Origin of the sequence: Glycocaulis albus (genome assembly GCF_014639075.1) — a bacterium.
GTDB lineage: Bacteria > Pseudomonadota > Alphaproteobacteria > Caulobacterales > Maricaulaceae > Glycocaulis > Glycocaulis albus.
Genome location: NZ_BMFS01000003.1, coordinates 151,782 through 175,150 on the forward strand (window position 1 = coordinate 151,782; position 23,369 = coordinate 175,150).

Annotated in this window: 21 protein-coding genes; 9 read left to right on the top strand and 12 right to left on the bottom strand. The window is 62.8% G+C overall.

Going from position 1 to position 23,369, the window contains the following annotated elements:
* The first annotated feature begins 104 nt into the window (after nucleotides 1-104).
* Together IEV75_RS04720 and IEV75_RS04725 are read left to right on the top strand one after the other, a co-directional pair.
* On the top strand, nucleotides 105-536 hold the full coding sequence (locus IEV75_RS04720) for a protein tyrosine phosphatase family protein (protein ID WP_188451400.1): 432 nt from the start codon (nucleotides 105-107) through the stop codon (nucleotides 534-536).
* Nucleotides 537-548: 12 nt separating this feature from the next.
* On the top strand, nucleotides 549-2,255 hold the full coding sequence (locus tag IEV75_RS04725) for a SulP family inorganic anion transporter (protein WP_188451401.1): 1,707 nt from the start codon (nucleotides 549-551) through the stop codon (nucleotides 2,253-2,255).
* 112 nt (nucleotides 2,256-2,367) lie between these two features.
* Here IEV75_RS04725 and gyrB read toward each other — a convergent pair whose 3' ends face one another.
* Complete coding sequence (gyrB, locus tag IEV75_RS04730) at nucleotides 2,368-4,788, bottom strand: DNA topoisomerase (ATP-hydrolyzing) subunit B (RefSeq protein WP_188451402.1); 2,421 nt, start codon at nucleotides 4,786-4,788, stop codon at nucleotides 2,368-2,370.
* Nucleotides 4,789-4,851: 63 nt separating this feature from the next.
* The gene (locus IEV75_RS04735; RefSeq protein ID WP_188451403.1) at nucleotides 4,852-6,711 is read right to left on the bottom strand and encodes a hypothetical protein; all 1,860 of its coding nucleotides are present in this window, start codon (nucleotides 6,709-6,711) and stop codon (nucleotides 4,852-4,854) included.
* 147 nt (nucleotides 6,712-6,858) lie between these two features.
* Between IEV75_RS04735 and polA the strand changes: the two genes are divergently transcribed.
* Entirely contained in the window at nucleotides 6,859-9,633 is a 2,775-nt protein-coding gene (polA, locus tag IEV75_RS04740; protein WP_188451404.1) for a DNA polymerase I, read from the top strand.
* On the opposite strand, the gene dapB is transcribed toward polA, so the two are convergent.
* The 3 genes from dapB to dnaK form a co-directional block, all read right to left on the bottom strand.
* Nucleotides 9,630-10,463 carry a 4-hydroxy-tetrahydrodipicolinate reductase gene (gene dapB, locus IEV75_RS04745; RefSeq protein ID WP_188451405.1) on the bottom strand — a complete coding sequence of 278 codons (834 nt, stop codon included), beginning with the start codon at nucleotides 10,461-10,463 and terminating at the stop codon, nucleotides 9,630-9,632. The genes polA and dapB overlap by 4 nt on opposite strands.
* Nucleotides 10,464-10,536: 73 nt before the next feature.
* Entirely contained in the window at nucleotides 10,537-11,718 is a 1,182-nt protein-coding gene (gene dnaJ / locus IEV75_RS04750) for a molecular chaperone DnaJ (RefSeq protein WP_188451406.1), read from the bottom strand.
* Between the two features lie 89 nt (nucleotides 11,719-11,807).
* A complete protein-coding gene (gene dnaK, locus IEV75_RS04755; RefSeq protein ID WP_267905766.1) occupies nucleotides 11,808-13,751 on the bottom strand; it encodes a molecular chaperone DnaK in 1,944 nt (647 codons plus the stop codon).
* Nucleotides 13,752-14,003: 252 nt separating this feature from the next.
* On the opposite strand from dnaK, the gene IEV75_RS04760 reads away from it, so the two are divergent.
* The 4 genes from IEV75_RS04760 to IEV75_RS04775 all read left to right on the top strand — a co-directional run bounded on the left by IEV75_RS04760 (nucleotide 14,004) and on the right by IEV75_RS04775 (nucleotide 16,435).
* Nucleotides 14,004-14,657 carry an alpha-ketoglutarate-dependent dioxygenase AlkB gene (locus tag IEV75_RS04760; protein ID WP_188451408.1) on the top strand — a complete coding sequence of 218 codons (654 nt, stop codon included), beginning with the start codon at nucleotides 14,004-14,006 and terminating at the stop codon, nucleotides 14,655-14,657.
* Nucleotides 14,658-14,743: 86 nt separating this feature from the next.
* Nucleotides 14,744-15,451: a hypothetical protein gene (locus IEV75_RS04765; protein WP_188451409.1), complete on the top strand. Its 708-nt coding sequence runs from the start codon at nucleotides 14,744-14,746 to the stop codon at nucleotides 15,449-15,451.
* A gap of 109 nt (nucleotides 15,452-15,560) precedes the next feature.
* Nucleotides 15,561-15,914, top strand: a complete 354-nt coding sequence (locus IEV75_RS04770; RefSeq protein WP_188451410.1) for a YMGG-like glycine zipper-containing protein — start codon at nucleotides 15,561-15,563, stop codon at nucleotides 15,912-15,914.
* Between the two features lie 149 nt (nucleotides 15,915-16,063).
* Nucleotides 16,064-16,435 carry a YMGG-like glycine zipper-containing protein gene (locus IEV75_RS04775; RefSeq protein ID WP_188451411.1) on the top strand — a complete coding sequence of 124 codons (372 nt, stop codon included), beginning with the start codon at nucleotides 16,064-16,066 and terminating at the stop codon, nucleotides 16,433-16,435.
* Nucleotides 16,436-16,502: 67 nt separating this feature from the next.
* On the opposite strand, the gene grpE is transcribed toward IEV75_RS04775, so the two are convergent.
* Complete coding sequence (grpE, locus tag IEV75_RS04780; RefSeq protein WP_188451412.1) at nucleotides 16,503-17,165, bottom strand: nucleotide exchange factor GrpE; 663 nt, start codon at nucleotides 17,163-17,165, stop codon at nucleotides 16,503-16,505.
* Nucleotides 17,166-17,221: 56 nt separating this feature from the next.
* Nucleotides 17,222-18,292, bottom strand: a complete 1,071-nt coding sequence (hrcA, locus tag IEV75_RS04785; RefSeq protein ID WP_188451413.1) for a heat-inducible transcriptional repressor HrcA — start codon at nucleotides 18,290-18,292, stop codon at nucleotides 17,222-17,224.
* A 139-nt stretch (nucleotides 18,293-18,431) separates the two neighbouring features.
* Between hrcA and rph the strand changes: the two genes are divergently transcribed.
* Nucleotides 18,432-19,154, top strand: a complete 723-nt coding sequence (rph, locus tag IEV75_RS04790) for a ribonuclease PH (RefSeq protein WP_188451521.1) — start codon at nucleotides 18,432-18,434, stop codon at nucleotides 19,152-19,154.
* A gap of 28 nt (nucleotides 19,155-19,182) precedes the next feature.
* The gene (locus IEV75_RS04795; protein WP_188451414.1) at nucleotides 19,183-20,373 is read left to right on the top strand and encodes a hydroxymethylglutaryl-CoA reductase; all 1,191 of its coding nucleotides are present in this window, start codon (nucleotides 19,183-19,185) and stop codon (nucleotides 20,371-20,373) included.
* 21 nt (nucleotides 20,374-20,394) lie between these two features.
* Here IEV75_RS04795 and IEV75_RS04800 read toward each other — a convergent pair whose 3' ends face one another.
* From IEV75_RS04800 to IEV75_RS04820, 5 genes are all read right to left on the bottom strand, one after another.
* A complete protein-coding gene (locus IEV75_RS04800) occupies nucleotides 20,395-20,712 on the bottom strand; it encodes a hypothetical protein (protein ID WP_188451415.1) in 318 nt (105 codons plus the stop codon).
* Between the two features lie 71 nt (nucleotides 20,713-20,783).
* Entirely contained in the window at nucleotides 20,784-21,248 is a 465-nt protein-coding gene (locus IEV75_RS04805; protein WP_188451522.1) for a VOC family protein, read from the bottom strand.
* A gap of 33 nt (nucleotides 21,249-21,281) precedes the next feature.
* Complete coding sequence (locus IEV75_RS04810; protein WP_188451416.1) at nucleotides 21,282-21,872, bottom strand: hypothetical protein; 591 nt, start codon at nucleotides 21,870-21,872, stop codon at nucleotides 21,282-21,284.
* A gap of 10 nt (nucleotides 21,873-21,882) precedes the next feature.
* Nucleotides 21,883-22,782, bottom strand: coding sequence for a methylated-DNA--[protein]-cysteine S-methyltransferase (locus tag IEV75_RS04815; protein WP_217979790.1), 900 nt, complete (start codon nucleotides 22,780-22,782; stop codon nucleotides 21,883-21,885).
* On the bottom strand, nucleotides 22,769-23,347 hold the full coding sequence (locus IEV75_RS04820) for a DUF2244 domain-containing protein (RefSeq protein ID WP_188451417.1): 579 nt from the start codon (nucleotides 23,345-23,347) through the stop codon (nucleotides 22,769-22,771). The genes IEV75_RS04815 and IEV75_RS04820 overlap by 14 nt, the downstream gene beginning before the upstream one ends.
* Between the last annotated feature and the right edge of the window lie 22 nt (nucleotides 23,348-23,369).

Below are 23,369 nucleotides of genomic sequence, written 5' to 3' on the forward strand. Positions count from 1 at the left end.
TATGCGGGGGACCCATGCCTGAGAGTTGCGGTCTCGCGGAATCTTTCAGGCATGGGTGGCCCGGACAAGCCGGGCCATGACACTGAAACATCAAGGACCCTGCCATGCCCCGTAAAACCCTCACGCCCACGATTTCGGTTGCCGCCCAGCTGAGCGCGGACGAGATCCGCGCGCTGGCCGCTGAAGGCTACACGACCGTGATCTGCAACCGGCCTGATGGTGAGGAGCCAGGCCAGCCGCCTCTGAGCGAGCTGCAGGCCGCGGCGCACGAATCCGGCCTTGCCTTTCACCACATTCCGGTCTCGGGCGGGCAGTTTCCTGAAAGTGCGATTGCCGCCTTTGGCGAGGCCGTCAACACGGCGAACGGCAAGGTGATGGCCTATTGCCGCTCCGGCACACGCTCTACCTGCCTGTGGGCGCTGTCCCAGGCCAGAAAGGCCGAGCCTGCCGCGCTCATCGAGGCGGGAGCCCGCGCCGGCTATGACCTTTCTCCGCTGGCCCCCGCGCTCGCCGCGCGCCATGGCGACAACGCGTAAGGACAGGCGGAAGTGAAGCTCTCCCGCTACCTGCCCATCCTGGAATGGGGCCGGGAATACCGGCGCGAAACGCTGGTCAGCGACCTGATGGCGGCGGTGATCGTCACCATCATGCTGATCCCTCAATCTCTCGCCTATGCCATGCTGGCGGGACTGCCGCCCGAGACCGGGCTTTACGCCTCGATGGCGCCGCTGGTGCTCTATGCCATTTTCGGCACCGGGCGGACGCTGGCCGTCGGGCCGGTGGCCGTCATTTCGCTGATGACGGCGGTCGCCGCGGGCCGCGTCGCAGATGAGGGCTCCATGGGTTATGCCACTGCCGCGCTGACGCTTGCGGCATTATCCGGCGTGATCCTGATGGCGATGGGCGTGTTTCGCATGGGGTTTGTCGCCAATTTCCTCTCCCACCCCGTCATTTCCGGCTTCATCACAGCGGCGGGCCTGCTGATCGCGGCCGGGCAGATGCGCCATGTTCTCGGCACGCAGGCCGGGGGGCATACGGGCGTCGAGATCGCGGCCAGCCTTGTGACCACGATCGGCGAGGCCAATCTGTGGACCCTCGCTGTTGCCATACCCGCCCTTGTCTTCCTGGCGTGGGCGAGAAAGGGCGCAGCGGATCTGCTCTGGCGGCTGGGCCTGCCCCGGTTTTACGCCAGCCTGATCGGGCGCGCCGCGCCCCTGCTGGCGGTCGCGGCCTCCATTGCAGCGGTGAAGCTGTTTGATCTATCCGCGCGCGGCGTGGCGACGGTCGGCGATATTCCGGCCGGTCTGCCGCCCTTCACCATCCCGGCATTTGACCCCGCGCTGATCTCGGCCCTGATAGGTCCGGCGCTGCTCTTGTCGGCGGTGGGCTTTGTGGAATCGGTCTCGGTGGCGCAGACGCTGGCCGCCAAGCGCCGCCAGCGCATCGATCCCGATCAGGAGCTGATCGGGCTGGGGGCGGCGAATATCGGCGCGAGCGTCTCCGGCGGATTTCCGGTAACCGGCGGATTTGCCCGCTCGGTGGTCAATTTCGACGCGGGAGCCGCTACGCCTGCCGCTGGCGCCTTCACCGCCATTGGCATCGGGCTGGCAAGCCTGTTCCTGACGCCCTGGCTCTCTGATCTGCCCGTGGCCGTGCTCGCCGCCACGATAATCGTGGCGGTACTCTCGCTGGCGGATTTCCCGATCATAAAACGCACATGGGCCTATTCGAAAAGCGATGGCGCGGCGATGACCGGCACCATACTCGCCACGCTTCTGGTGGGCGTGGAGGCGGGCATACTCACCGGCGTCGCGCTCTCCATCGGCCTGCATCTCTACAAGACCAGCCGCCCGCATACCGCTGTGGTTGGCCTTGTTCCGGGAACGGAGCATTTCCGCAATGTGGACCGTCACGCCGTCACGCTGGCGCCAAAGCTGATTACGCTGCGCGTGGATGAAAGCCTCTATTTTCCCAATGCCCGCTATCTGGAAGACCGGGTGCTGGAGCTCGCCGCCACGCAGCCCGAAGCCAGGCATTTCGTGCTGATGTGCCCGGCGGTGAACGCGATTGATGCCAGCGCGCTGGAGAGCCTGGAGGTGATCAATCAGCGCCTGAAGGAGGCCGGGCTCTCTTTCCACCTGTCGGAAGTGAAAGGCCCGGTTATGGACCGGCTCAAACGCTCCGGCTTCCTCAACCACCTCACCGGCAAGGTTTTCCTTAGCCAGTACGAGGCGTTCATGGAGCTGGGGGGATAGGTTTTACCACCTCGTCATCCCCGCGCAGACGGGAACCCAGAGCCACTGGCAACTGCCTGAGCCTTATGATCTCTGGACCCCCGCCTGCGCGGGGGTGACGAGAAAAGGTGGCCTAAGCATCCACCTCGGCTTCGAGGGCAAACTCCTGGATGAACTCGCGGCGCGGCTCCACCACATCGCCCATCAGCTTGGCGAAGAGATCGTCCGCCGTGTCGGCTTCCTTGACCGAGACCCTGAGAAGCGAGCGCGCATTGGGGTCCAGCGTGGTTTCCCAGAGCTGGCCGGGGTTCATCTCGCCCAGACCCTTATAGCGCTGGATTTTCATGCCCTTGGCCCCGGCACGGATCACCGTGTCCATGAGCTGCCAGGCGCCGTAAATCACCGTCTCCTCGCCCTTGCGCGAGAAGATCAGCGGGCCGGCATAGTCCTCGGCAATCGCGCCCGCGCGCTCTGACAGGCGGCGCGCATCAGGGCTGGCGAGGATCGTATCGTCGAGTACCACGGCCTCGGTGACGCCGCGCACTTCGCGTTTGAGCACCAGACCGCCTTCAGGCGGCACCAGCCCCATCCAGCCATCCTCGCCCTCGTCTGCGGCGCGGTTGAGCCGCACGGCGACCTTTTCGGCCAGTTCCTGCGTCACCTCCGGGTTCAGTGCGCCTTCCAGCGCGGCGGCCTCCAGCGCGAAAGCAGGGGCGCGGGCGGTCAGGCGTGCGGTAGCCAGTACCACGCCGCGCGCGGCCTTCACCCGTTCGGCAAGGTCCGCGCCGGTGACGATCTCGCCCGTGCCGAGCTTCAGGCTGGCCTCGGCAGAGCCCTCCTCAATGAGGGAGGCGTCCATTTCAGCCTGGTCGGTCATGTAGCGCTCGGAGCGCCCGCGCGTGACCTTGTAGAGCGGCGGCTGGGCGATATAGAGGTGGCCGCGCTCGATCAGCTCGGGCATCTGCCGGTAGAAGAAGGTGAGCAGGAGGGTGCGGATGTGTGCGCCGTCCACGTCGGCGTCCGTCATGATGACGACCTTGTGGTAGCGCAGCTTGTCATAGTCGATCTGGTCGCGGCCAATGCCGGTGCCAAGCGCGGTAATCAGCGTGCCGACCTGATCGGACGAGAGCATCTTGTCAAAGCGCGCCCGCTCCACGTTGAGGATTTTGCCGCGCAGCGGCAGCACGGCCTGATTCTCCCGGTTGCGGCCCTGTTTCGCAGAGCCGCCGGCGGAATCACCCTCGACGATGAAGAGCTCGGATTTCGCCGGGTCCTTCTCCTGACAATCGGCCAACTTGCCGGGCAGGGAGGTAATGTCGAGCGCGCTCTTGCGCCGGGTCAGCTCACGGGCTTTCCGCGCAGCTTCGCGGGCCGCAGCCGCCTCGATGATTTTCGAGACAATGCCTTTGGCCTCTGCCGGGTGTTCCTCGAACCATTCGGAAAGCTGTTCAAACACCGCGCCCTCAACAGCCGGGCGCACTTCCGAAGACACCAGCTTGTCCTTCGTCTGGGAGGAAAATTTCGGGTCCGGCACCTTTACCGACAGCACGCAGGTCAGCCCTTCGCGCGCATCATCGCCGGTAATGGCGACCTTGGCCTTGGAGGCCAGGCCGGAGCTCGCGGCGTAATTATTGATGATGCGCGTCAGTGCGCCGCGGAAACCAGCCAGGTGCGTACCGCCATCCCTCTGCGGGATGTTGTTGGTGAAACACAGCATGTTCTCGTGATAGCTGTCATTCCATTGCAGCGCGGCTTCCACCGTCACCCCGTCACGATCACCCAGGATCACGATCGGTTCGGGGAAGATCGGGGATTTGGCGCGGTCGAGATGCTTCACGAAGGCAGCCACACCGCCATCATATTGCAGGACTTCCTCAAAGGCTTCCGCCTCGCGCTCATCGCGCAGGACAATGCGCACGCCCGAATTGAGGAAGGCGAGCTCCCTGAGGCGGTGGTGCAGGCGCGCACGCTCGAACACGATCTCGGAGAAGGTTTTGTCAGAGGGGAGGAAGCGCACTTCGGTGCCGGTCAGCGGCTTGCCACTGGCACGGCTAGGCGCCTCGCCGATGACTTTCAGGTCCTCGCCATCTTTTGGCTCGCCATGGACAAAGCGCATATGATGCGTCTTGCCATCACGCCAGATGGTAAGGTCCAGCCATTCCGACAGCGCATTCACCACCGACACGCCCACACCGTGCAGGCCGCCTGACACTTTATAGGAATTCTGGTCGAACTTACCGCCGGCATGCAGCTGGGTCATGATGACCTGGGCGGCGGACACGCCCTCGCCCTCATGGATGGCGGTCGGCACGCCGCGCCCGTCATCGGTGACGCTCGCCGAACCATCCGCATGCAGCGTTACACGCACCTCGGTGCAGTGGCCCGCCAGCGCCTCGTCAATGGCGTTGTCGACCACCTCATAGACCATGTGGTGCAGGCCCGAACCGTCATCGGTATCCCCGATATACATGCCCGGACGTTTGCGTACGGCATCAAGCCCTTTGAGGACCTTGATGCTGTCCGCGCCATATTCCTGATTCGTGTTCTCGCTCATGGGTTTTTTCTAGCCCATAGGCGGCCCCTCCGCCATGTTTCACATGACAAAAGAGAGGGGTGTTTATCCGATCTGAAACCGGCGGCGCAAAGCGAGCGCAGAAAGGAATAGCAGCGCAAGCGAACCGATCTGCTGGAGAATGGACAGAAAGCCCAACCCGAACCGGACCAGGAAGGGAACTTCCACCGCATCCAAGCCGGGTGGGCCGTCATTGCCGATGAGGTACTTGATAGGCCCCAGCGCGTTGCTCATGGACAGTTCGATACCCGCCGCAATCGCAGAATGCACGGGCAGGCCGAAGCCGACCGTTACGGGGCCAAACTGGCTACCCAGAGCAAGCAGAATTAGCCAATTGTAGATACCTGCGAAGAGAATTGCTCCGGCACCGAGCCACCAAAGCGAGCGATGCCATGACAGGCCCCAGTCGCTGAAGAAGCCATAAGCCCTTCCAGCGAGCCTCTCACCGAATGGCGTCCCAGCGCTAAGCGCCTTCGCCTGCAATTCAAGCTTATGATAAAGCTGTGCACGCAGGAAATCGCCACGGGGCAGAAGCGCTTGCTTGAGAGTTTGGGCGCCTTGTATGACAGCTTGGATGGCCGCCTCGCCGTTGTCTTTTGCTTCAGCCAACGTTCGTTGCTTCAAGAGCTTCCGCTCACCCAGTTCATCTAGCCAAGGAAGACTGAGCGCTCCTTCAACTCTGGCTCCAGCCCAGATAGAAACAGCATGAAGCCCCTCTTTGGACCACGAGACGCTAGACAAGAACTGCGCGCGCTCAAATCCATTTCGATACTCGGCTTCTTCCGGCAATATCGCGTCGTCAAAACTCACTCGTGACTTAAATACCGCATCACAAAAATCCATTTTGTCAAAAAAACGGGTTGGTATACTGTCTCCGCGCAGCTGGTGGGAAAGACCCGCAATAAATTCCCCTTCAAACTCCGCTCCCTTTGCGACCATCGGCCCGCTTATTTGAGACCCTTCAACATAAATCGACGCAGCAAATTTGGAGAGGGACAAGTTCAACTCACCGCTGACATTTAGCTCCTCCAAATTGACCTCATCATGGAAATGACACTTGATTAAATGACAGTTATTTACAACTTTTGCACGCAAGAGCCAAAATAAATCGAAGAAATCCGATCTATTTATATCGATATTATAAAAATTTCCGTTCTGAGACTCAAATCGGCCAAATATTTTGGATCCACTAATTCTCAAATTAGTCTCATCCCCATGGGATGATATCCACAGAATTTCTGTTAAAAATGAATTAGTCAAACTTATTTTGGCAGAATACTCTGTAGAAAAATGCCACCTGCCAATTAAGCACTCTCGGAATTCAAGATCACCAATAATACATTCTTTTTCGGAATTGTTTAGCAATTTGAAATGGCTGTAGCTCGAATTTAAGAATAAAGCCTCCTTGAACAGCGCGCTGAAATCAGAAACAACCCCAACAAGCTGGACCCGACCATCAAACCCAACAACTCTATCATTCTCTACCCTTATCGAATTTGCAGATGAGGCAGCTATACGCTTTAAAATTTCATTCTTGTGTGTGGCATATTGTTCTGATGATTTACGGTATGGTATTTTTTCCAAATTCAGAAAATGAACAATTTTTCCCTTTGTGTTTTTAATTATTATTTTAGATTTCAATAAATCTTGATCACTTCTAACTTTCATTAAGTTGAAATCTGTTGCCCAGTAATCTTTTACAGTCGCCGGGCGCGAAGCAGACGTTTGATCTCCTTCATAAACGACACTTCCGTCTTTCTCCACATAAACACCCGCCCATGGCCACTTGGGCTGGCCGTTGATCGCCTTCCCCAGTCCCGCCCAGCTAAAGTCCTCCGCTTCCCACGACCTTTGCCAAGCCTCCCGCGCCGAGTCCTTTAGTCTCTGCAGCTCAAAGTCGTCCATTCTTCATCTCTCGCTCCATTCCACATGAAGCTGACACGATTCTCTCAATGGTGGATCGCTCGCACCCCGCCTGATTGCCCCGAAACCTAACCGCGCCTAGTTTGCGGCACGATACTCCCTCGCCCGCTTCCCAAGGACGCAACACCGATGGCCACGAAACGCCCCGTTACCAAGGATTCCCATGTCTATCTGGTGGACGGGTCGGGCTATATCTTCCGCGCCTATCATGCGCTGCCGCCCCTGACGCGCTCTGACGGCACGCCAGTCGGCGCGGTGCAGGGCTTTTGCAACATGCTGTGGAAGCTGCTTGAGGACCTCAAGGGCGAGGACCAGCCGACGCATCTGGCCGTGATTTTCGACCATTCGGCCAAGACCTTCCGCAACGATCTCTATCCGCTCTACAAGGCCCACCGGCCCGAACCGCCTGAGGACCTCCGGCCCCAGTTCGCCATTATCCGCGATGCCACCAAGGCGTTTGACCTGCCCTCAATCGAGATGGACGGGTTTGAGGCCGATGATCTGATCGCCACCTATGCCCGCCAGGCGGCGCAAAAGGGTGCGCGCGTCACCATCGCCTCATCCGACAAGGACCTGATGCAACTGGTCAATGACCAGGTGACGCTCTTGGACCCGATGAAGGTGCGCCGGATTGGCGATGCGGAAGTGCGCGAGAAGTTCGGCGTCGGCCCGGACCGGGTGATCGACGTGCAGGCGCTCGCCGGGGATAGCGTGGACAATGTGCCGGGCGTGCCGGGCATCGGCATCAAGACGGCAGCTGAACTCATCAACACCTATGGCGATCTTGAAACCCTTCTCGCAAGGGCAGAAGAGATCAAGCAGCCCGCACGGCGCACCAAGCTGATCGAGAATGCGGAAAATGCCCGCATCTCCAAGCTGCTCGTCACCTTGAAGGATGACATAGAAACCCCTGATCCATTGGAAGATTTCGGCGCAGCGGACCCGGATGGCGAGAAACTGATCGCCTTTTTGCGCTCCATGGAGTTCCGCACCATCACAAGGCGGGTGGAGGAGGCGCTGGGGGCGGGCCCGGCCGACGAGACCGGCGATGCGACCGCGCCGATTGACCGTTCGGGTTATGCCTGCGTGCAGACGGTGGACGCCCTGAAAGACTGGATCGCACGGGCCAAAGCGGCGCGCGTGATCGCGATTGATACGGAGACCGATGCCCTGTCCGCGACCGCAGCGGGGCTGGTGGGTATCTCCATCGCGGTGAAGCCCGGCGAAGCCTGCTACATACCGCTTGCGCATCTGGGCGGTGACCTTGCCGATGGCGGGGGGAGACCTGAGCAGATCGAGATGGCCGAGGCCATCGGGCTTCTAAAGCCGCTGCTGGAGGACAGGGCGATCCTGAAAGTCGGCCAGAACATCAAGTATGACCTCGCCGTGCTGGCCCGTCAGGGCATCAATATGGCGCCGGTCGATGACACCATGCTGATCTCCTATGTGCAGGAGGCGGGCCTGCACGGGCATGGAATGGACGAGCTCTCCGAGCTGCATCTCGGCCACAAGCCGGTCGCCTTCAAGGAGGTGGCAGGCACGGGCAAGAACCAGAAGCATTTTGGCGAGATCGATCTCAAACGCGCGACGGAATACGCCGCCGAGGATGCCGACATCACGCTTCGCCTCTACGAGCTCTTAAAGCCGGGTCTTGCTGGCAAGGGACTGGCGACCGTCTACGAGACGCTGGAACGGCCCATGCCTGCCGTGCTGGCGAAGATGGAACTGAACGGTATCAAGGTCGATGTCGCGCAGCTTTCCCGCCTGTCTTCTGAATTTGCCCAGCGCATGGCGCAGGCGGAGGAAGAGGCGTTTGAAGCAGCCGGCACGCGCTTCAATCTCGGCAGCCCGAAACAGATCGGCGATATCATATTTGGCGAGATGGGTCTGCCCGGCGGCAAGAAGACCAAGACGGGCGCATGGTCCACCGATGCGAGCGTACTGGAAGAACTGGCCAATGAAGGCCATGCCCTGCCGCGCGCGCTGCTCACCTGGCGGCAATTTGCCAAGCTGAAATCAACCTATTCCGATGCCCTGAAAGAGGCGATCAACCCGCATACGGGCCGGGTACATACCTCGTTTTCGCTCGCCGCAACGACGACCGGGCGGCTCTCCAGCTCCGAGCCCAATCTGCAGAACATCCCGATCCGCACCGAAGAGGGCCGCCTGATCCGCGAGGCGTTCGTGGCCGAAAAAGGCCATGTGCTCGTCGCGGCGGACTATTCCCAGATCGAATTGAGGCTGCTGGCGCATATTGCCGGAGTGGATGCCCTCAAAGATGCGTTCAGGGCGGGGCAAGACATCCACGCCATGACCGCGTCGGAAATGTTCGGCGTACCGCTGGACCAGATGGACGGGGCGACCCGGCGCAAGGCGAAGGCCATCAATTTCGGCATTATCTACGGCATTTCCGCGTTCGGTCTTGCCAATAATCTCGGCATCAAGCGCGACGAGGCAAAGGCCTATATCGAAAGCTATTTCGAGAAATTCCCCGGCATTGCCAGCTATATGGACGCGATGAAGGAAACAGCGCGCGGGCAGGGCTATATCGAGACCGTGTTCGGGCGGCGCTGCCACTTCCCCGGTATCAAGGACAAGAACCCGGCCATGCGCCAGTTCGCCGAACGTCAGGCCATCAACGCGCCCATTCAGGGCTCGGCGGCTGACATTATCCGCCGGGCGATGGCGCGCATGGACGCAGCGATTGAAGACGCCGGGCTGAAAGCACGCATGCTCTTACAGGTGCATGACGAGCTGGTGTTCGAATGCCCAGAAGACGAAGCGGAAAAGCTTATCCCGCTGGTGCAGTCGGTGATGGGAGAGGCGGCGCTGCCTGCGGTCGACCTGTCGGTCCCGCTGGTGGTGGAGGCCAAGGCGGCGCTGACCTGGGGGCAGGCGCACTAGCTCGTCAGCCCCAGCACATCCTCGATGCCGTAAAGGCCCGGCGCCTGCGCGGTCAGCCATTTGCCGGCCTCCAGCGCGCCGCGCGCGAAGATAAAGCGGTCATTGGCCCGGTGGCGGATTTCCAGCTCTTCAAACGCGCCCAGAAACAAGGCCGAATGCTCGCCAATCGCCCCGCCGCCACGAACGGCTGAAAACCCGATCGCGCCCACAGGGCGGGCACTGCCCTGGCGCGGGCGCTCGAAAATCGCCTGAGATGACAGATCCAGCCCGCGCGCCTCGGCTGCCGCCTCGCCAATGGCGAGCGCCGTGCCCGAGGGTGCATCGGCCTTGCGCCGGTGGTGGGTTTCAACGATCTCCAGATCAAACTGTTCAGCGGGCAGAAGCCGGGCGGCTTCACCTGCCAGCCAGCGCGTAACCGCCGCCCCAAGCGAAAAATTGCGGGCATAAAGGACAGGTACGGACGCGGCAGCTTCTTTGAGTGCCGCGACATCGTCCTCACCCAGCCCGGTAACACCGCACACGAAGGGCGGACCGCCGCGCTCGGTAATCTGGCGGGCGAAGGCAGCCGAGGCCTGCGGCGCCGACACATCGATCACCAGATCGGCCGCATCGGCCGCATCGCGCATCGAGACGCTGGTTTCGATGCCTGTCAGGGAGGTGCCCGCAAGCTCGCCCAGATCCGCGCCGAGCATAACCGAATCGTGGCGGACCACGCCGGCAACCAGCTCCATATCGGGCCTGCGCACGATTTCGGCCATGATCAGGCGGCCAAGCCGTCCTGATGCACCCAGAACCGCAATCTTGAGAACCCTGACCTGTGCCGCGCTCAATGCCTGACCTCCCGCCTCATCATCCGACGTGCCATTGCAGGCCTATTCGGTTAGCAGGGGGTGAACGGCGATGTCAGTGCCCGGCGCCGGGGCGGGCTTCGTCATCGCCGCGGACATCGTCCCAGAAGCGCTTGACCTTCCTGAAGAACCCGTCGCTATCGGGATTGCAGCCATCGCCGGACAGTTCGCAAAACTCCTTCAGGAGCTCTTTTTGCCGGTCAGAGAGATTGCGCGGTGTCTCGACAAAGAGCTCGACGAACATGTCACCGCGCGCCCCGCCACCCTTCAGGCGGGCCATGCCCTTGCCCTTCAGGCGCATGCGCCGCCCGGTCTGGGAACCGGCGGGAATGTGCATCTCGGCACGTCCACCCTCGATGGTCGGTGCCTGTATCTCGCCGCCCAGCGCCGCTGTGACCATGGGCACCGTCGCCCGGCAATAGAGATTGGGCCCGTCACGCTCGAAAATGTCGTGTGGCTTCACCGAAATGAAGATGTAGAGATCGCCCGGCGGACCGCCGCGCCCGCCTGCCTCGCCTTCGCCGGCAAGGCGGATACGCATGCCGTCCTCGACACCCGGCGGCACCTGGACCTGAAGCTCGCGGTTCTTGCGCACCCGGCCCACCCCGTCGCAGGCCTGGCAGGGGGTTTCCACATACTGGCCGCGCCCGCCACAGGTCGGGCAGGTCTGCTCCATGGTGAAAAAGCCCTGCGTGCGGCGGATACGCCCCGCCCCGTTACAGGTCTCGCAGGTGATGATCTTGGAGCCGGGCTCGGCGCCGGACGCATCACAGCGTTCGCACGATACCGTTGTCGGCACACGGATCTTGGCATCCTTGCCGTTGAAAGCCTCCTCAAGGGAGATTTCCATGTCATAGCGCAGGTCAGAGCCGCGTGCCGGGCCGGAACGCCGGCGCCCACCACCACGCCCGGCAAAGGCGTCGCCAAAGACCTGTTCGAAAATATCGGCAAAATCGGCTGCGCCGCCAAATCCGCCGGGCCCGAACGGGCCGCCTGCGCCAGCCCCGCCATTCTGGAAGGCGGCATGGCCCATCCGGTCATAGGCGGCGCGCTTGTCGGCGTCCGACAGGATGGCGTAAGCCTCGCCCACTTCCTTGAACTTGGCCTCGGCCTCCGCATCACCCGGATTGCGGTCGGGGTGATATTGCATGGCGAGCTTGCGGTAGGCGCTCTTGATCGCGCCCGCATCGGCGGTGCGTTCAACACCCAGGATTTCGTAATAGTCTCGCTTGGCCATGGTCCGCCGGTCTGAATGCTTGCTGGTATCAGGCAAAAGCCCCGGCCCACCTTCAGGGAGCCGGGGCTGTCAGCATCTACACGCCGTTATCAGGCGCTCTTCTTCTTGTCGTCACCGTCCACTTCGGTGAACTCGGCATCGACCACATCGTCCCCGTCCGGGGTGGTGTCATCAGACCCGGCTTCACCGCCAGCGGCCTGCTGCTGGGCATACATCGCCTCGCCAAGCTTCATGGCCGCCTGCAGAACGGCTTGCGTCTTCTGCTGGATAGCTTCGACATCCTCGCCATCCTTGACCTCTTTGAGCTCGGAAATGGCGGTCTCGATCGAGGATTTGTCCTCTGCGGAGACCTTGTCGCCAAACTCTTCCAGCTGCTTTTCGGTCTGGTGGACGAGCGCCTCTGCATTGTTGCGGGCCTCGGCCAGAGCGCGGCGCTTCTTGTCGGCCTCGGCATTGGCTTCTGCGTCCTTGACCATCTTCTCGATGTCGGCGTCGGACAGGCCGCCAGACGCCTGGATGCGGATCGCCTGCTCCTTGCCCGTCGCCTGATCCTTGGCCGAGACATTCACAATGCCATTGGCGTCGATGTCGAACGTGACCTCGATCTGCGGCATGCCGCGCGGGGCGGGCGGAATGCCGACCAGATCAAACTGGCCGAGCAGCTTGTTGTCTGCCGCCATTTCCCGCTCGCCCTGGAAGCAGCGTATCGTCACGGCGGTCTGATTGTCGTCGGCGGTGGAGAAGGTCTGCGACTTCTTGGTGGGGATCGTCGTGTTGCGGTCGATAAGGCGAGTGAATACACCGCCCAGCGTCTCGATACCCAGCGAAAGCGGGGTTACGTCAAGCAGCAGCACGTCCTTCACATCGCCCTGCAGCACGCCGGCCTGGATGGCCGCGCCCATGGCGACAACCTCGTCCGGGTTCACGCCGCGATGGGGTTCCTTGCCGAAGAAGCCTTTCACGGCCTCCTGCACCTTGGGCATGCGGGTCATGCCGCCAACCAGCACGATCTCGTCGATCTGGCCGGTGGAAATACCGGCATCCTTCAGCGCCGCCTTGCACGGCTCGATCGTGCGCTTGATGAGATCTTCAACAAGAGCCTCGAGCTTGGCGCGGCTGAGCTTCAGATTGAGGTGTTTCGGGCCGGAGGCATCCGCGGTGATGAAGGGCAGGTTCACCTCATACGAGGTCGCGCTTGAAAGCTCCTTCTTGGCCTTCTCGGCCTCTTCCTTCAGGCGCTGAAGGGCCAGCTTGTCCTTGCGCAGGTCAATGCTGTTTTCCTTTTTGAACTCGTCCGCGAGGTAGTCGACAATGCGCATGTCGAAGTCCTCACCGCCCAGGAAGGTGTCGCCATTGGTGGCCTTCACCTCGAACACGCCATCGCCAATCTCCAGGATCGAGATGTCGAACGTGCCGCCGCCAAGGTCATAAACTGCGATCGTCTTCGACTGGTCAGATTTGTCGAGGCCGTAAGCGAGCGCGGCAGCCGTGGGCTCGTTGATGATGCGCAGAACCTCGAGACCGGCGATTCGGCCGGCATCCTTGGTGGCCTGACGCTGGGCGTCGTTGAAGTAGGCCGGCACGGTGATGACCGCTTTCTCGACTTTCTCGCCGAGATAGCTTTCCGCCGTTTCCTTCATCTTCTGCAGGATGAAGGCGGAAATTTCGGCCGGCGCGTATTTCTTGTCGCGCCCCTGTACCCAGGCATCGCCATTATCACCCGGCACGATCTTGTAAGGCACCATGTCGGCGTCCTTCTTGACCGTCGGGTCATTCATGTTGCGGCCTATCAGGCGCTTGATGGCAAAAAAGGTCTGGTCAGGGTTGGTTACGGCCTGACGGCGCGCAGGCTGGCCGATCAGGCGCTCGCCATCCTCGGTAAATGCCACCACGGACGGTGTCGTGCGTACGCCTTCGGTGTTTTCGATCACGCGGGCCTGACCGCCCTCCATGACCGCCACACACGAGTTTGTCGTGCCAAGGTCGATGCCGATAACTTTGCTCATAGTCTTGTTCTCTCCACTTTGTGGCAGGGCGGGGTGCGCGGTCCGTAAACCTTCAAAAGCGTTTGCGGCGGCTCGCCGGTCATCCGCCCCCCGTGCAGCTTGTTGCCTTCGCGTCGTAATTTTCCGTTCGTCGAGCAGGCCATTTGAAAAGACCCCTCGTGATACGGGGCGATTTAGGGAGGCCGGGGCGCAGCCGCAAGGGTCAGGTGCGGTTTGATTCTTCAGCCCTGTCTGCTTTTGCTGCCACACCCGCCACGAAAAGGCTCATAGACTGGCGCCATGACGGCTTACGCAACGACCCGGAATGGATTTCGCCTCCTGCCGGAATATTTTGACCGCGTGCAGCAGGCTGATCTGGCGGCGCAGGTGATGGGCGCCTTGCAGGATGCTCCGCTCTTCACCCCGTCCATGCCGCGCACGGGCAAGCCGTTGAGCGTGCAGATGAGCAATTTCGGGCCGCTAGGCTGGGTCGCGGACCGCAGCGGCTATCGCTATGAGGCGCGCCATCCGGTTACCGGCACGCCATGGCCGGCCATGCCGCAAGCATTGCTGGAGTTGTGGGAAGCGGTATCGGGCTGGCCGGAGCCGCCGCAGGCCTGTCTGATCAATGTCTATGGCCCGCAGTCGCGCCTCGGCCTGCATATCGATGCCGATGAGGATGCGCGCGAGGCGCCGGTCGTGTCGGTGAGCCTCGGCGACCGGGCGCGTTTCCGGCTGGGCGGGCCGCAGCGAAGCAGCCCCACGCGCTCGCTATTCCTTTCATCCGGCGATGTCGTCGTGCTTGGCGGCGCCTCCCGGCGGTTTTTCCATGGCGTGGACCGGATCTATCCGGGCACATCCACGCTATTGTCCGGGCCCTTCAGCCCCGGCCGGATCAATCTGACGATGAGACGGGTGCACACGGGCGGAGGCGCCGGCACGACGAGGTCCTGATATAATTTTTACTGGATCGTTAACTTTTCTCTTCTGGTTGAGATAAATCTATGCCAGCATTCATGAGCTGAAATCGGGGCGGCATCATGAAGACAATATTTCAACTGCTTTGCCTTTTTGCCTTCATTGCCACATCTGCGTGCGCCACCCGTTACGACCAGTCCGGCGCTCCGATCGCGATGTTTGATCTGACAATCGATGCGGAGACCGCGCAGGTGATCGCGCCTTCCCTTAACCCTTCGCGCGCGGCGCCGGGCAATACGCGCGCCCGGGCGAACAATCCCGTGCGGGCGATAACGCTGGTGGCGCATGTGCTGGCCGACGAGGGTGCGGACGCGGACCGGAGGGCAAACGGGCTGATCCCGTTACTCTTCTATGCGTCTGATGCAGCCTGCGACGACTATTTCGCCGTGCTCAACTCGTCGCGGAACGTCACCGTCACCGCACTCGACCTCGCATCCATAGCGTCCATGGGCACGGCCGCGGTTGCGGGAGATGCCAATGAATGGGCCGGCGCGTCCGGGGCATTCGGTGCCGCGCGCCGGTCTCTGGAAAACAACCTGCTATCGCAAACCCAGGTGCCGCTCCTTTATGCCGCCGTGCGGCAGGCCCGCGTGGAACGCAGGGCGGCGATCATGAATATCGAGGGCATGGCCTCGATGTCCGGACAGCAACGGTTGCAGCGCGTGGCCGCCGAGTTCGGTGATTATCACGCCATGTGCGGCGTCGGGTTCGGCATTCAGCAGGTATCGCGCATGATCGCGCAGAGCAGCGAAGAGCCGGACGATCAGTGACGCCCGCTGGAACCGGGCGCGTTCATCGCGCGTATAGCTTTGGCCTGATCTAGTGTCAGAAGGCGGCACCATGAGGGTTAGAGCCGCCGGCAAACAATGGAGGCATCCAATGCGGAAGCTCATGATTATTGCCGTGGCCGCGCCTGCCGTCGTGATGGCGGGCTGCGCCACCAACAACACGGTCCGCGGGGCTGCGGGCGGCGCGGCCGCCGGCGCACTGGCCGGCGCGGTGATTGGCAACAATACCGGCAGCGGCGATGCCCGGCAGGGTGCAGCCATCGGCGCTGTTGTCGGCGGCGCGGTGGGCGCCTATGCGGGCTGCCGCGAGGATGGCGGTTGCCGCTGGAACCAGAATAACCGCAACCATTCCCAGCTCTATTACGACCAGCGGGCCGGCCGGTATTACTATATCGACCAGCGCAGCGGCGTGACCTACTGGCAGAATGGCGAATACCGCGGCTAGTCCCGGTCCAGTGCCTGGCGGTCCGTTATCCCCTTGGCGGAACGCCCGAAAGAAAACCCCGGCGCCCGGCGCCGGGGTTTTTCAATTGCGGAACCCTGAGGCACGCCTGAAAGTTAATCCGTTACAAGCGATCCATGGGAGCAAGTTCAATGACCCGCAATATCCTCTTCGCAGCGGTGCTTAGCGTGCCGCTTCTGGCAACCGCCTGCGCCACGACGCCCGCCGTTCGCGGCGGTGCAACCGGTGCAGCGGTCGGCGCAGCGGGCGGCGCTGTCATCGGCAATAATGTCGGCAGCGGCAATACGGCGGCCGGCGCGGCTATCGGTGCGGTCGGCGGCGCCGTCGTCGGCGCAGCCATTGCCTGCCAGCAGCAGGGCGGGTGCAGCCACAACCCCAACAACCCGCGTCACTCACAGCTCTATTATGACCAGCACAATAACCGCTACTGGTATGAGGACCGCCAGACCGGGAACACCTACTGGCAGAATGGCGAACCGCGCACCCGCGCGCCGCGCCGCTAGGCGGCCGGGGACCGGAAAGTAAAGGGGCGGCTCATGCGGGCCGCCCTTTTTTCATGGGAGTAACGTATCAGGCCTCGACATCAAGGCCGCTGCCGGGCTTCTGGCCCGGCGGCCCCGGTTCCGCAGCCGGCCTGTCTCCGGCCGGAGCGGTGCCTTCCGCCGGACCCGCCGACACCACCACCATCGCCGCACGCAAGGTGCGTTCGCCAATGACATAGCCCGGCTGCATCACGTGGGCGATGCGCCCCTTGGGCTGGTCAGCGGGAATCTGCGCCGCGGCCTGATGCAGGTTCGGGTCCAGCGGATCGCCCGGCTCGGGCGACACACGTTTCACGCCATGGCGTTCCAGCGTGCTCATCAGGCGGCGCTGGGTCATTTCCACGCCCTCGACCAGCGGCTTGACGTTCTCCGGCAAGCTGGCGCGTACATCCTCGCCAAGCAGGCCCAGCGCGCGCTCCAGATTGTCGGCAATGTCCAGCATGTCCCGCGCAAAACCGGTAACGGCATATTCGCGGGTTTCCTTCACCTCGCGGGCGGCGCGCTTGCGGGTGTTTTCCGCGTCCGCCACCGCGCGCAGCAAACGGTCGCGCAAATCATCGAGCTGGGCCTGCAATACCTCCAGACCGTCGTCTCCGGACTGTTCACCGGCATCTTCCGCCGCGTCCACTGTCTCATCTGGCCGGGTGCCGGCCGTGTCTTCGGTTTCGCCGGTCTTGTTGTCGTCACTCATGAAAGGCGTCCTGTCGTCAGTTCTGAGGGTATCGGGTTGACCGACACATAGGGATGCTAGCTGCGCCCGTCGAGGAGGCGTCCCACAAGCTGGGCGGTATAATCGACCAGCGGAATGACGCGTGCATAGTTGAGCCGGGTCGGGCCGATCACGCCCAGCGCGCCCAGTATGCGCTGGTCCCGGTTACGATAGGGGGCGACGATCACGCTGGACCCGGACAGGGAGAAAAGCGGGTTCTCCGAGCCGATGAACAGGCGCACACCCTGCGCCCCGCGCGCCTCGTCTAGAAGGGCGAGAAGATCTTCCTTGCGGTCGATATCATCAAACAGCAGGCGGATGCGTTCCAGATCCTCGCTCGCCTCCACCGATTCCAGCAGCTTGGCCTGTCCGCGCACGATGAGTGAACGGTTTTCCGAGCCGCTCCAGTCGGCCAGTCCGGCCTCTACCAGGCTGGCTGCCGTCTCATCCAGCTGAGCGCGCTTTTCGGCGATCTCGCTCTGGATCGCCTTCAATGCCTCCGACAGCGTGCGCCCGCGAAGCCGGGCCGAGAGATAATTGCCCGCCTCTACCAGTGCCGCAGGCGGCAGGCCCGCCGGGGCCGTCATCAGCCGGTTTTCCACCACGCCGGATTCCGACACCAGCACGGCAAGCACCTCCACCGGCGACAGAGGCACAAATTCCACATGACGCAGCGGCACATCCTGTTTTTGCGTCGCGACCAGCCCGGCCCCGCCGGCGAGGCCGGACAGGAGGGAGGAAGCTTCGGCCAGAAGATCTTCCGGGCGCTTGCCCGCCGAGCCCACGCGCGCATCGATCTCGCGGCGCTCCTCCTCGCCCACCTCGCCAATCTGGAGAAGTCCGTCGACGAACAGGCGCAGGCCCGCATGGGTCGGCATGCGCCCGGCGGACGTGTGAGGCGCGGAAAGCAGGCCTGCACTGGCAAGGTCGGCCATGGTGTTGCGGATGGAGGCCGGCGACAGGTTCAGCCCGCCGCGCTTGGACAGGGTTCGCGAGCCGACAGGCTCGCCGGTGTCCAGATAGGCCTCCACAAGCTCACGGAAGATTTCCCGCGAGCGCGCATCAAGCTCTGACAGAGATGAATTCATCGGCGCATTGGTGTCGGTCATGGCAGCCTTCAGTTAAGCCAGCCGTGCGCGCGCTGCAACGGTGTCGTCGCTTGCGCCGCTATACGTGCGCGGCGCGTGGCTTTCATCGGGATGCCTTTCAGGCTAGGTCACACGCCTGATCACGAACGGAGAGATGATGATGCGTCCTGACAACCGGCCTGCCGATTCCTTGCGCGCGGTCCATTTCGAGCTGGGGGCCGCACCCTATGCCGAGGGTTCGTGCCTTGCGGTGTTCGGCAATACGCGCGTTCTGTGCGCGGCGAGCGTGGAGGAGACCACACCGCCCTGGCTGCGTGGGCGCGGGCAGGGCTGGGTGACGGCCGAATACGCCATGCTGCCGCGTGCCACGCACCAGCGCACGCGCCGTGAGGTCACCAGCGGCAAGCCGTCAGGCCGCACGCAGGAAATCCAGCGCCTGATCGGACGCTCCCTGCGCGCGGTCGTCGACCTGAAAGCGCTGGGCGAACGCCAGATCATTATCGATTGCGATGTGCTGCAGGCCGATGGCGGCACGCGCACAGCGGCCATTACCGGCGCCTGGATCGCGCTGAAATCAGCCTGCGCCTATCTGATGGAAGAGGGGCTGTTGAAGACCGATCCCGTCACCGGGCAGATCGCGGCGGTTTCTGCCGGCATCATCAAGGGTGAGGCGCGCCTCGATCTCGAGTATGAGGAAGACAGCACGGCGGACGCGGATGCCAATTTCGTGCTGACCGCCAATGGCGGGGTTGTGGAGATACAGGCAACCGCGGAAACTGATCCGATGAAGCCGGAGGAGTTCGACGCCCTGTTTGCGCTGGCACGCAAGGGCATTGGAGAGCTTGCCGTGCTGCAGAACGAGGCCCTGAAAGCCCGGCGCTAGTCCGGGACCGGCCGTACGGGGAGGAGCCATGACCGACCGCCGCAACGACACCCGCGCGCCCGTGCCGCGCGACAAGACGAACGATCATACGCATGAGGCCGCGCGTATGCGCCGGGAGTTTCTGACCCAGCGTACCGGCCTGCCGCTCGATCATGTCGGGTCATACTCGTTCGACCCGGGTGTGACCGCCGGAAATATCGAAAATTTCATCGGCGTGGCGCAGGTGCCCATCGGCCTTGCCGGCCCATTGCGGATCAGCGGCGAGCATGTTGACGAAGATGTCTATGTGCCGCTGGCGACAACCGAGGGTACGCTGGTTGCCAGCTATAACCGGGGCATGCGCATTCTGACCGAGTCCGGCGGGGTGAAGACCACGATTCACGAGCGCTTCATGCAGCGCGCGCCGGTTTTCCATTTTGACGATGCCCGCGGCGCACGATCGTTCGCGCAATGGGTCGACGCTAATCTGGATGGGATCCGCACTGCGGCCGAAACGACGTCATCGGTCGCGAAGCTTTCCCATATCGAGCGCTATTCAATAGGGCCGATGCTGCATCTGCGCTTCAATTACGAAACCGGCGATGCGGCCGGTCAGAATATGAGCGGGAAGGCGACACTGGCGGCCTGCCAGTGGATCGCGGCCAATCATCCGGGCGGCGCGCGCTTTACGCTCTCTGGCGCGATGGATACCGACAAGAAGCATTCCCACATCAATGTGCTGCATTCGCGCGGCGCGCGGGTGATCGCCGAGGCGCGCATTCCTGACCGGATATTGCGCGAGCGGGCAGGCGTGGCGGCAGCCGATCTGTTCCGTGCGCGTCTCAATTCGTTTGCAGGATCGGTGATGGCGGGCAGTGCCAATAACGGCATGCATGCCGCCAACGGGCTCGCGGCCCTATTCATTGCCTGCGGGCAGGACGCCGCCAATATCGCCGAATCCCATACCGCCATGACCTATGTGCGCCTGGAAGATGATGGCGAGACCTATTACTGGTCGATCACGCTTCCCGCCCTGATCGTGGCGACATTTGGCGGCGGCACGCAGCTGCCGACGCAAGGCGAGTGCCTGGATGTTCTGGGGTGCCGGGGCAAGGGGAAGGTCGGGCGTTTCATCGAGATCTGCGCGGCAACCGTGCTGGCGGGGGAGATATCGCTGGCGAGCGCGGTCGTGGCGGGGGACTGGGTGGAGAGCCACGACCGGCTCGGCCGCAATCGCTGACCTGCGGGGGCGGTCAGCGTATCAGTTGAAGAGTTCCAGCTGGCGGGCTTCACGGGCGAAGGGGGCGATGCTCGCCGGACCGGCATTCAGCTTGCGGGGCTTGAGCGCGGGCCGTGCGACCGGCACGCTTTCGGGTGCTTCAGCCAGCTCCAGATGCAGGGCAGACGCCTTGGCGCGGATCGCGCCTTCGGGCCGGCCGAGCTTTAGCGAAATACGCTGCAGCGGCAGACCGCGCCGTGCCAGATCGCGCAGTTCACGCTCATCCTCATAGCGCCAGCGCTTGCCCGCATTGCGGGCATAGCCGCCGCCGGAAGCCTTGAGTTTGGACGCATAGGACATGGCAATGCTCCTGTTCTGACTAAGAACATAAGCGGAACATTAACCAAAGTCAAGGGAAGGTGGATAAAATCCTACCAGCTCCCCGTGCTTTCCATGCTGGCCCAGGGCTCTTTCGCGGGCAGGCTTTCCCCCTCCTGCAGCAGCTCGACCGAGATATTGTCCGGCGAGCGTACAAAGGCCATGTGGCCGTCGCGCGGCGGGCGGTTGATTGTATAGCCCATGGATTGCAGGCGCGCGCAAAGCGCGTAGATATCCTTCACCCGGTAGGCGAGATGGCCGAAATTTCGCCCGCCCGTATAGGCTTCAGGATCCCAGTTATAGGTCAGCTCGATGCAGGGCAGGCCTGCGGGGAGGGAGCCGGTTTCGGGCACGCCGCCTGCCGCCTCGATATCATCGGGCGAGCACAGGAAGATCAGGGTGAAGCGGCCCTTCTCGCTCTCCATGCGCCGGACTTCTTTCAGGCCCAGCCCCTCGCAATAGAAGCGCAAGCTCGCATCCACATCGCTGATGCGCACCATGGTGTGGAGATATCTCATCATACGGGCCTTTCGATCTGCTGTACGCCCAGCCTAATCGCTGCTGCCACCATCACCAGCGCTGGCGCTGCTATCGGCGTCCGCGTCCGTATCAGGCCGCACCCGGCGGGCCCATTTGGGCCGCCTTCGCCAGCCGGTTTCCTCCGGGATGGGTTCGCCGCGGGCGCGGGCAAGGGCGTGGGTGAAGGGCTCGGGCGCGCGGGTATGGTGCAGGCGTGCCAGCACGAAGGCAGGCAGAGCGCCAAAGGCGACAACGCCGAAAAACACCGTGAACATGAAGACATAGCCACCACGCCCGGCCCAGTCTGCTGCGCCTGTGGCCCGCCATATCTGGTCATAGATCGCCGGGATGATCACCAGCGCGACCGGGCTCAGCACAATTGCGACCGCGCAGCCCGCAGCCAGGTAAAACGCCCAGCGCGGGGCGAAGCTTTTCACATAGAGGCTTACAAATTCTCCTTCGCTCACTCCGCGCAAAGTTGCCGGCTTGGTGGCGGCACGGTCTGCATACTCCTCGCGCGCATCGGCGCTGAGCGCCCTCAGGCGCAGCAGGCCATAGCCCAGGCATGCAAGGATAAAGACCGCGAAGACGGCAAGGAGAAGCTGAAGCGAGAAATCATACATGATTTCCCATTTAGCGCGTTGCGGCCTCGTAGGCGAGCATGGCGCGCTTACGCTCCAGCCCCCAATGGTAGCCGTTCAGCCGCCCGTCACTCGCCAGCACGCGGTGACAGGGGATGAGCCAGCTGACCGGGTTGGCGCCCACAGCCGCCCCCACGGCGCGGCTCGCTCTTGCGGTGCAGACCTCGCGGGCGATATCGCCATAGGTGGTTGTCTCTCCGGGCGGAATGGCGAGCAGTGCCCGCCAGACCTGGCGACGCCAAGGCGTGCCATAGAGGACGAGAGGGACGGGCCTTGTGCCGCCTTCGCCGAATATAGCCTGCGCATAATGATCTGCGGCCGTGTGATCGACCGTGAAATCCGCTGCCGGAAAGCGTGCTTTCAGATCGGCCTCAGCCTCCGCCTCGCCGCCTTCATCGGCAAAGGCGAGCGCCGACAGACCGCGCGGGGCGATGAGAAACACGCCGGTGCCGAACGGTGTCGGTGCATGGCCAATGGCAAATTCGAGGCCCATTCCGGCGGTGCGGGCATTGCCGGGCGTGACGGCCTCTTCCGCGATGAAGACATCATGCAGGCGCGACGGGCCGGAGAGGCCGGTTTCCAGCGCCGCTTCCAGCACGCTCGCGCCCTCGCGCATCAGGCGCCGGGCGCTGGCATGGGTGAGGGCCGCGATCATGCGTTTGGGGCTCGCCCCGGTCCAGCGGGTGAAGACACGCTGGAAATGGTGGGGCGACAGGCCGGCTGCCTGCGCAATGCGCTCCAGCGAGGGCTGTTCATCCCAGTGCGCGGCGATGAAATCCAGCGCGGCATTGATGCGCGGATAATCGCTGGCGCGCACGGCCAGGGTGGGGTCGGGTGTGTCGGCCAGATGGGTCATGGCACCAAAATGGCGCGCGGCGTCAGGAGGCGCCACCCGTTTCTTGCGCAAGCCTTTGCGGGGTAGCGCGCGCCTTTTCCAGCGCCCCGGCAATCGCGCTGGCCAGATCGCGGCGTTCACGCGGAGAGAGCACCGATCCTACCAGTACATGCTTGCCCATGGCGGTCAGGCGCGGCTGAACATCCGGATCGTCCTCATGGTCCACCACAAGCCGGGTCCAGGCAGAGGGCAGGCGGTAGAGCGTTTCATATCCTGTCGGCCAGCGGCGCATGACATGGATGGCTTCAGGCGTGATGTGGATGCGCTCGAGGCGCCGCCCATCACGGTAATTCAGGCGGAAGGCGAGCCAGACGATCAGCACGTCCAGCCCGAAAAACCCCAGCACCGGCCACGCACCCGCCAGCAGAAAGGCCAGACCTGCCGTAAAGCTGATAACGGCAATCGCGATCATCAGGATGAGAAAGGCCGGGCCTCCCAGAGAGCGGTTGGGCCGCACATGCGCGTCCAAGAGCACATCCTCCCCGGCCTCGAGATGATCAAGGCGGAGCGGGCGGCCATGGGCCTCGACCGGCCAGTTTTCCATGACAGAGCGACGTTTCATGCCGCTCAAGATAGGGCGAAGG

Bases quoted from the DNA above. Each gene is read 5' to 3' on its own strand.
- IEV75_RS04720 (WP_188451400.1), top strand. From the start codon at position 105: ATGCCCCGTAAAACCCTCACGCCCACGATTTCGGTTGCCGCCCAGCTG.
- gyrB (WP_188451402.1), bottom strand. From the start codon at position 4,788: ATGAGCGAGAACACGAATCAGGAATATGGCGCGGACAGCATCAAGGTC.
- IEV75_RS04735 (WP_188451403.1), bottom strand. From the start codon at position 6,711: ATGGACGACTTTGAGCTGCAGAGACTAAAGGACTCGGCGCGGGAGGCT.
- polA (WP_188451404.1), top strand. From the start codon at position 6,859: ATGGCCACGAAACGCCCCGTTACCAAGGATTCCCATGTCTATCTGGTG.
- dnaJ (WP_188451406.1), bottom strand. From the start codon at position 11,718: ATGGCCAAGCGAGACTATTACGAAATCCTGGGTGTTGAACGCACCGCC.
- IEV75_RS04760 (WP_188451408.1), top strand. From the start codon at position 14,004: ATGACGGCTTACGCAACGACCCGGAATGGATTTCGCCTCCTGCCGGAA.
- IEV75_RS04765 (WP_188451409.1), top strand. From the start codon at position 14,744: ATGAAGACAATATTTCAACTGCTTTGCCTTTTTGCCTTCATTGCCACA.
- IEV75_RS04770 (WP_188451410.1), top strand. From the start codon at position 15,561: ATGCGGAAGCTCATGATTATTGCCGTGGCCGCGCCTGCCGTCGTGATG.
- IEV75_RS04775 (WP_188451411.1), top strand. From the start codon at position 16,064: ATGACCCGCAATATCCTCTTCGCAGCGGTGCTTAGCGTGCCGCTTCTG.
- grpE (WP_188451412.1), bottom strand. From the start codon at position 17,165: ATGAGTGACGACAACAAGACCGGCGAAACCGAAGACACGGCCGGCACC.
- hrcA (WP_188451413.1), bottom strand. From the start codon at position 18,292: ATGACCGACACCAATGCGCCGATGAATTCATCTCTGTCAGAGCTTGAT.
- rph (WP_188451521.1), top strand. From the start codon at position 18,432: ATGCGTCCTGACAACCGGCCTGCCGATTCCTTGCGCGCGGTCCATTTC.
- IEV75_RS04795 (WP_188451414.1), top strand. From the start codon at position 19,183: ATGACCGACCGCCGCAACGACACCCGCGCGCCCGTGCCGCGCGACAAG.
- IEV75_RS04800 (WP_188451415.1), bottom strand. From the start codon at position 20,712: ATGTCCTATGCGTCCAAACTCAAGGCTTCCGGCGGCGGCTATGCCCGC.
- IEV75_RS04805 (WP_188451522.1), bottom strand. From the start codon at position 21,248: ATGAGATATCTCCACACCATGGTGCGCATCAGCGATGTGGATGCGAGC.
- IEV75_RS04810 (WP_188451416.1), bottom strand. From the start codon at position 21,872: ATGTATGATTTCTCGCTTCAGCTTCTCCTTGCCGTCTTCGCGGTCTTT.
- IEV75_RS04820 (WP_188451417.1), bottom strand. From the start codon at position 23,347: ATGAAACGTCGCTCTGTCATGGAAAACTGGCCGGTCGAGGCCCATGGC.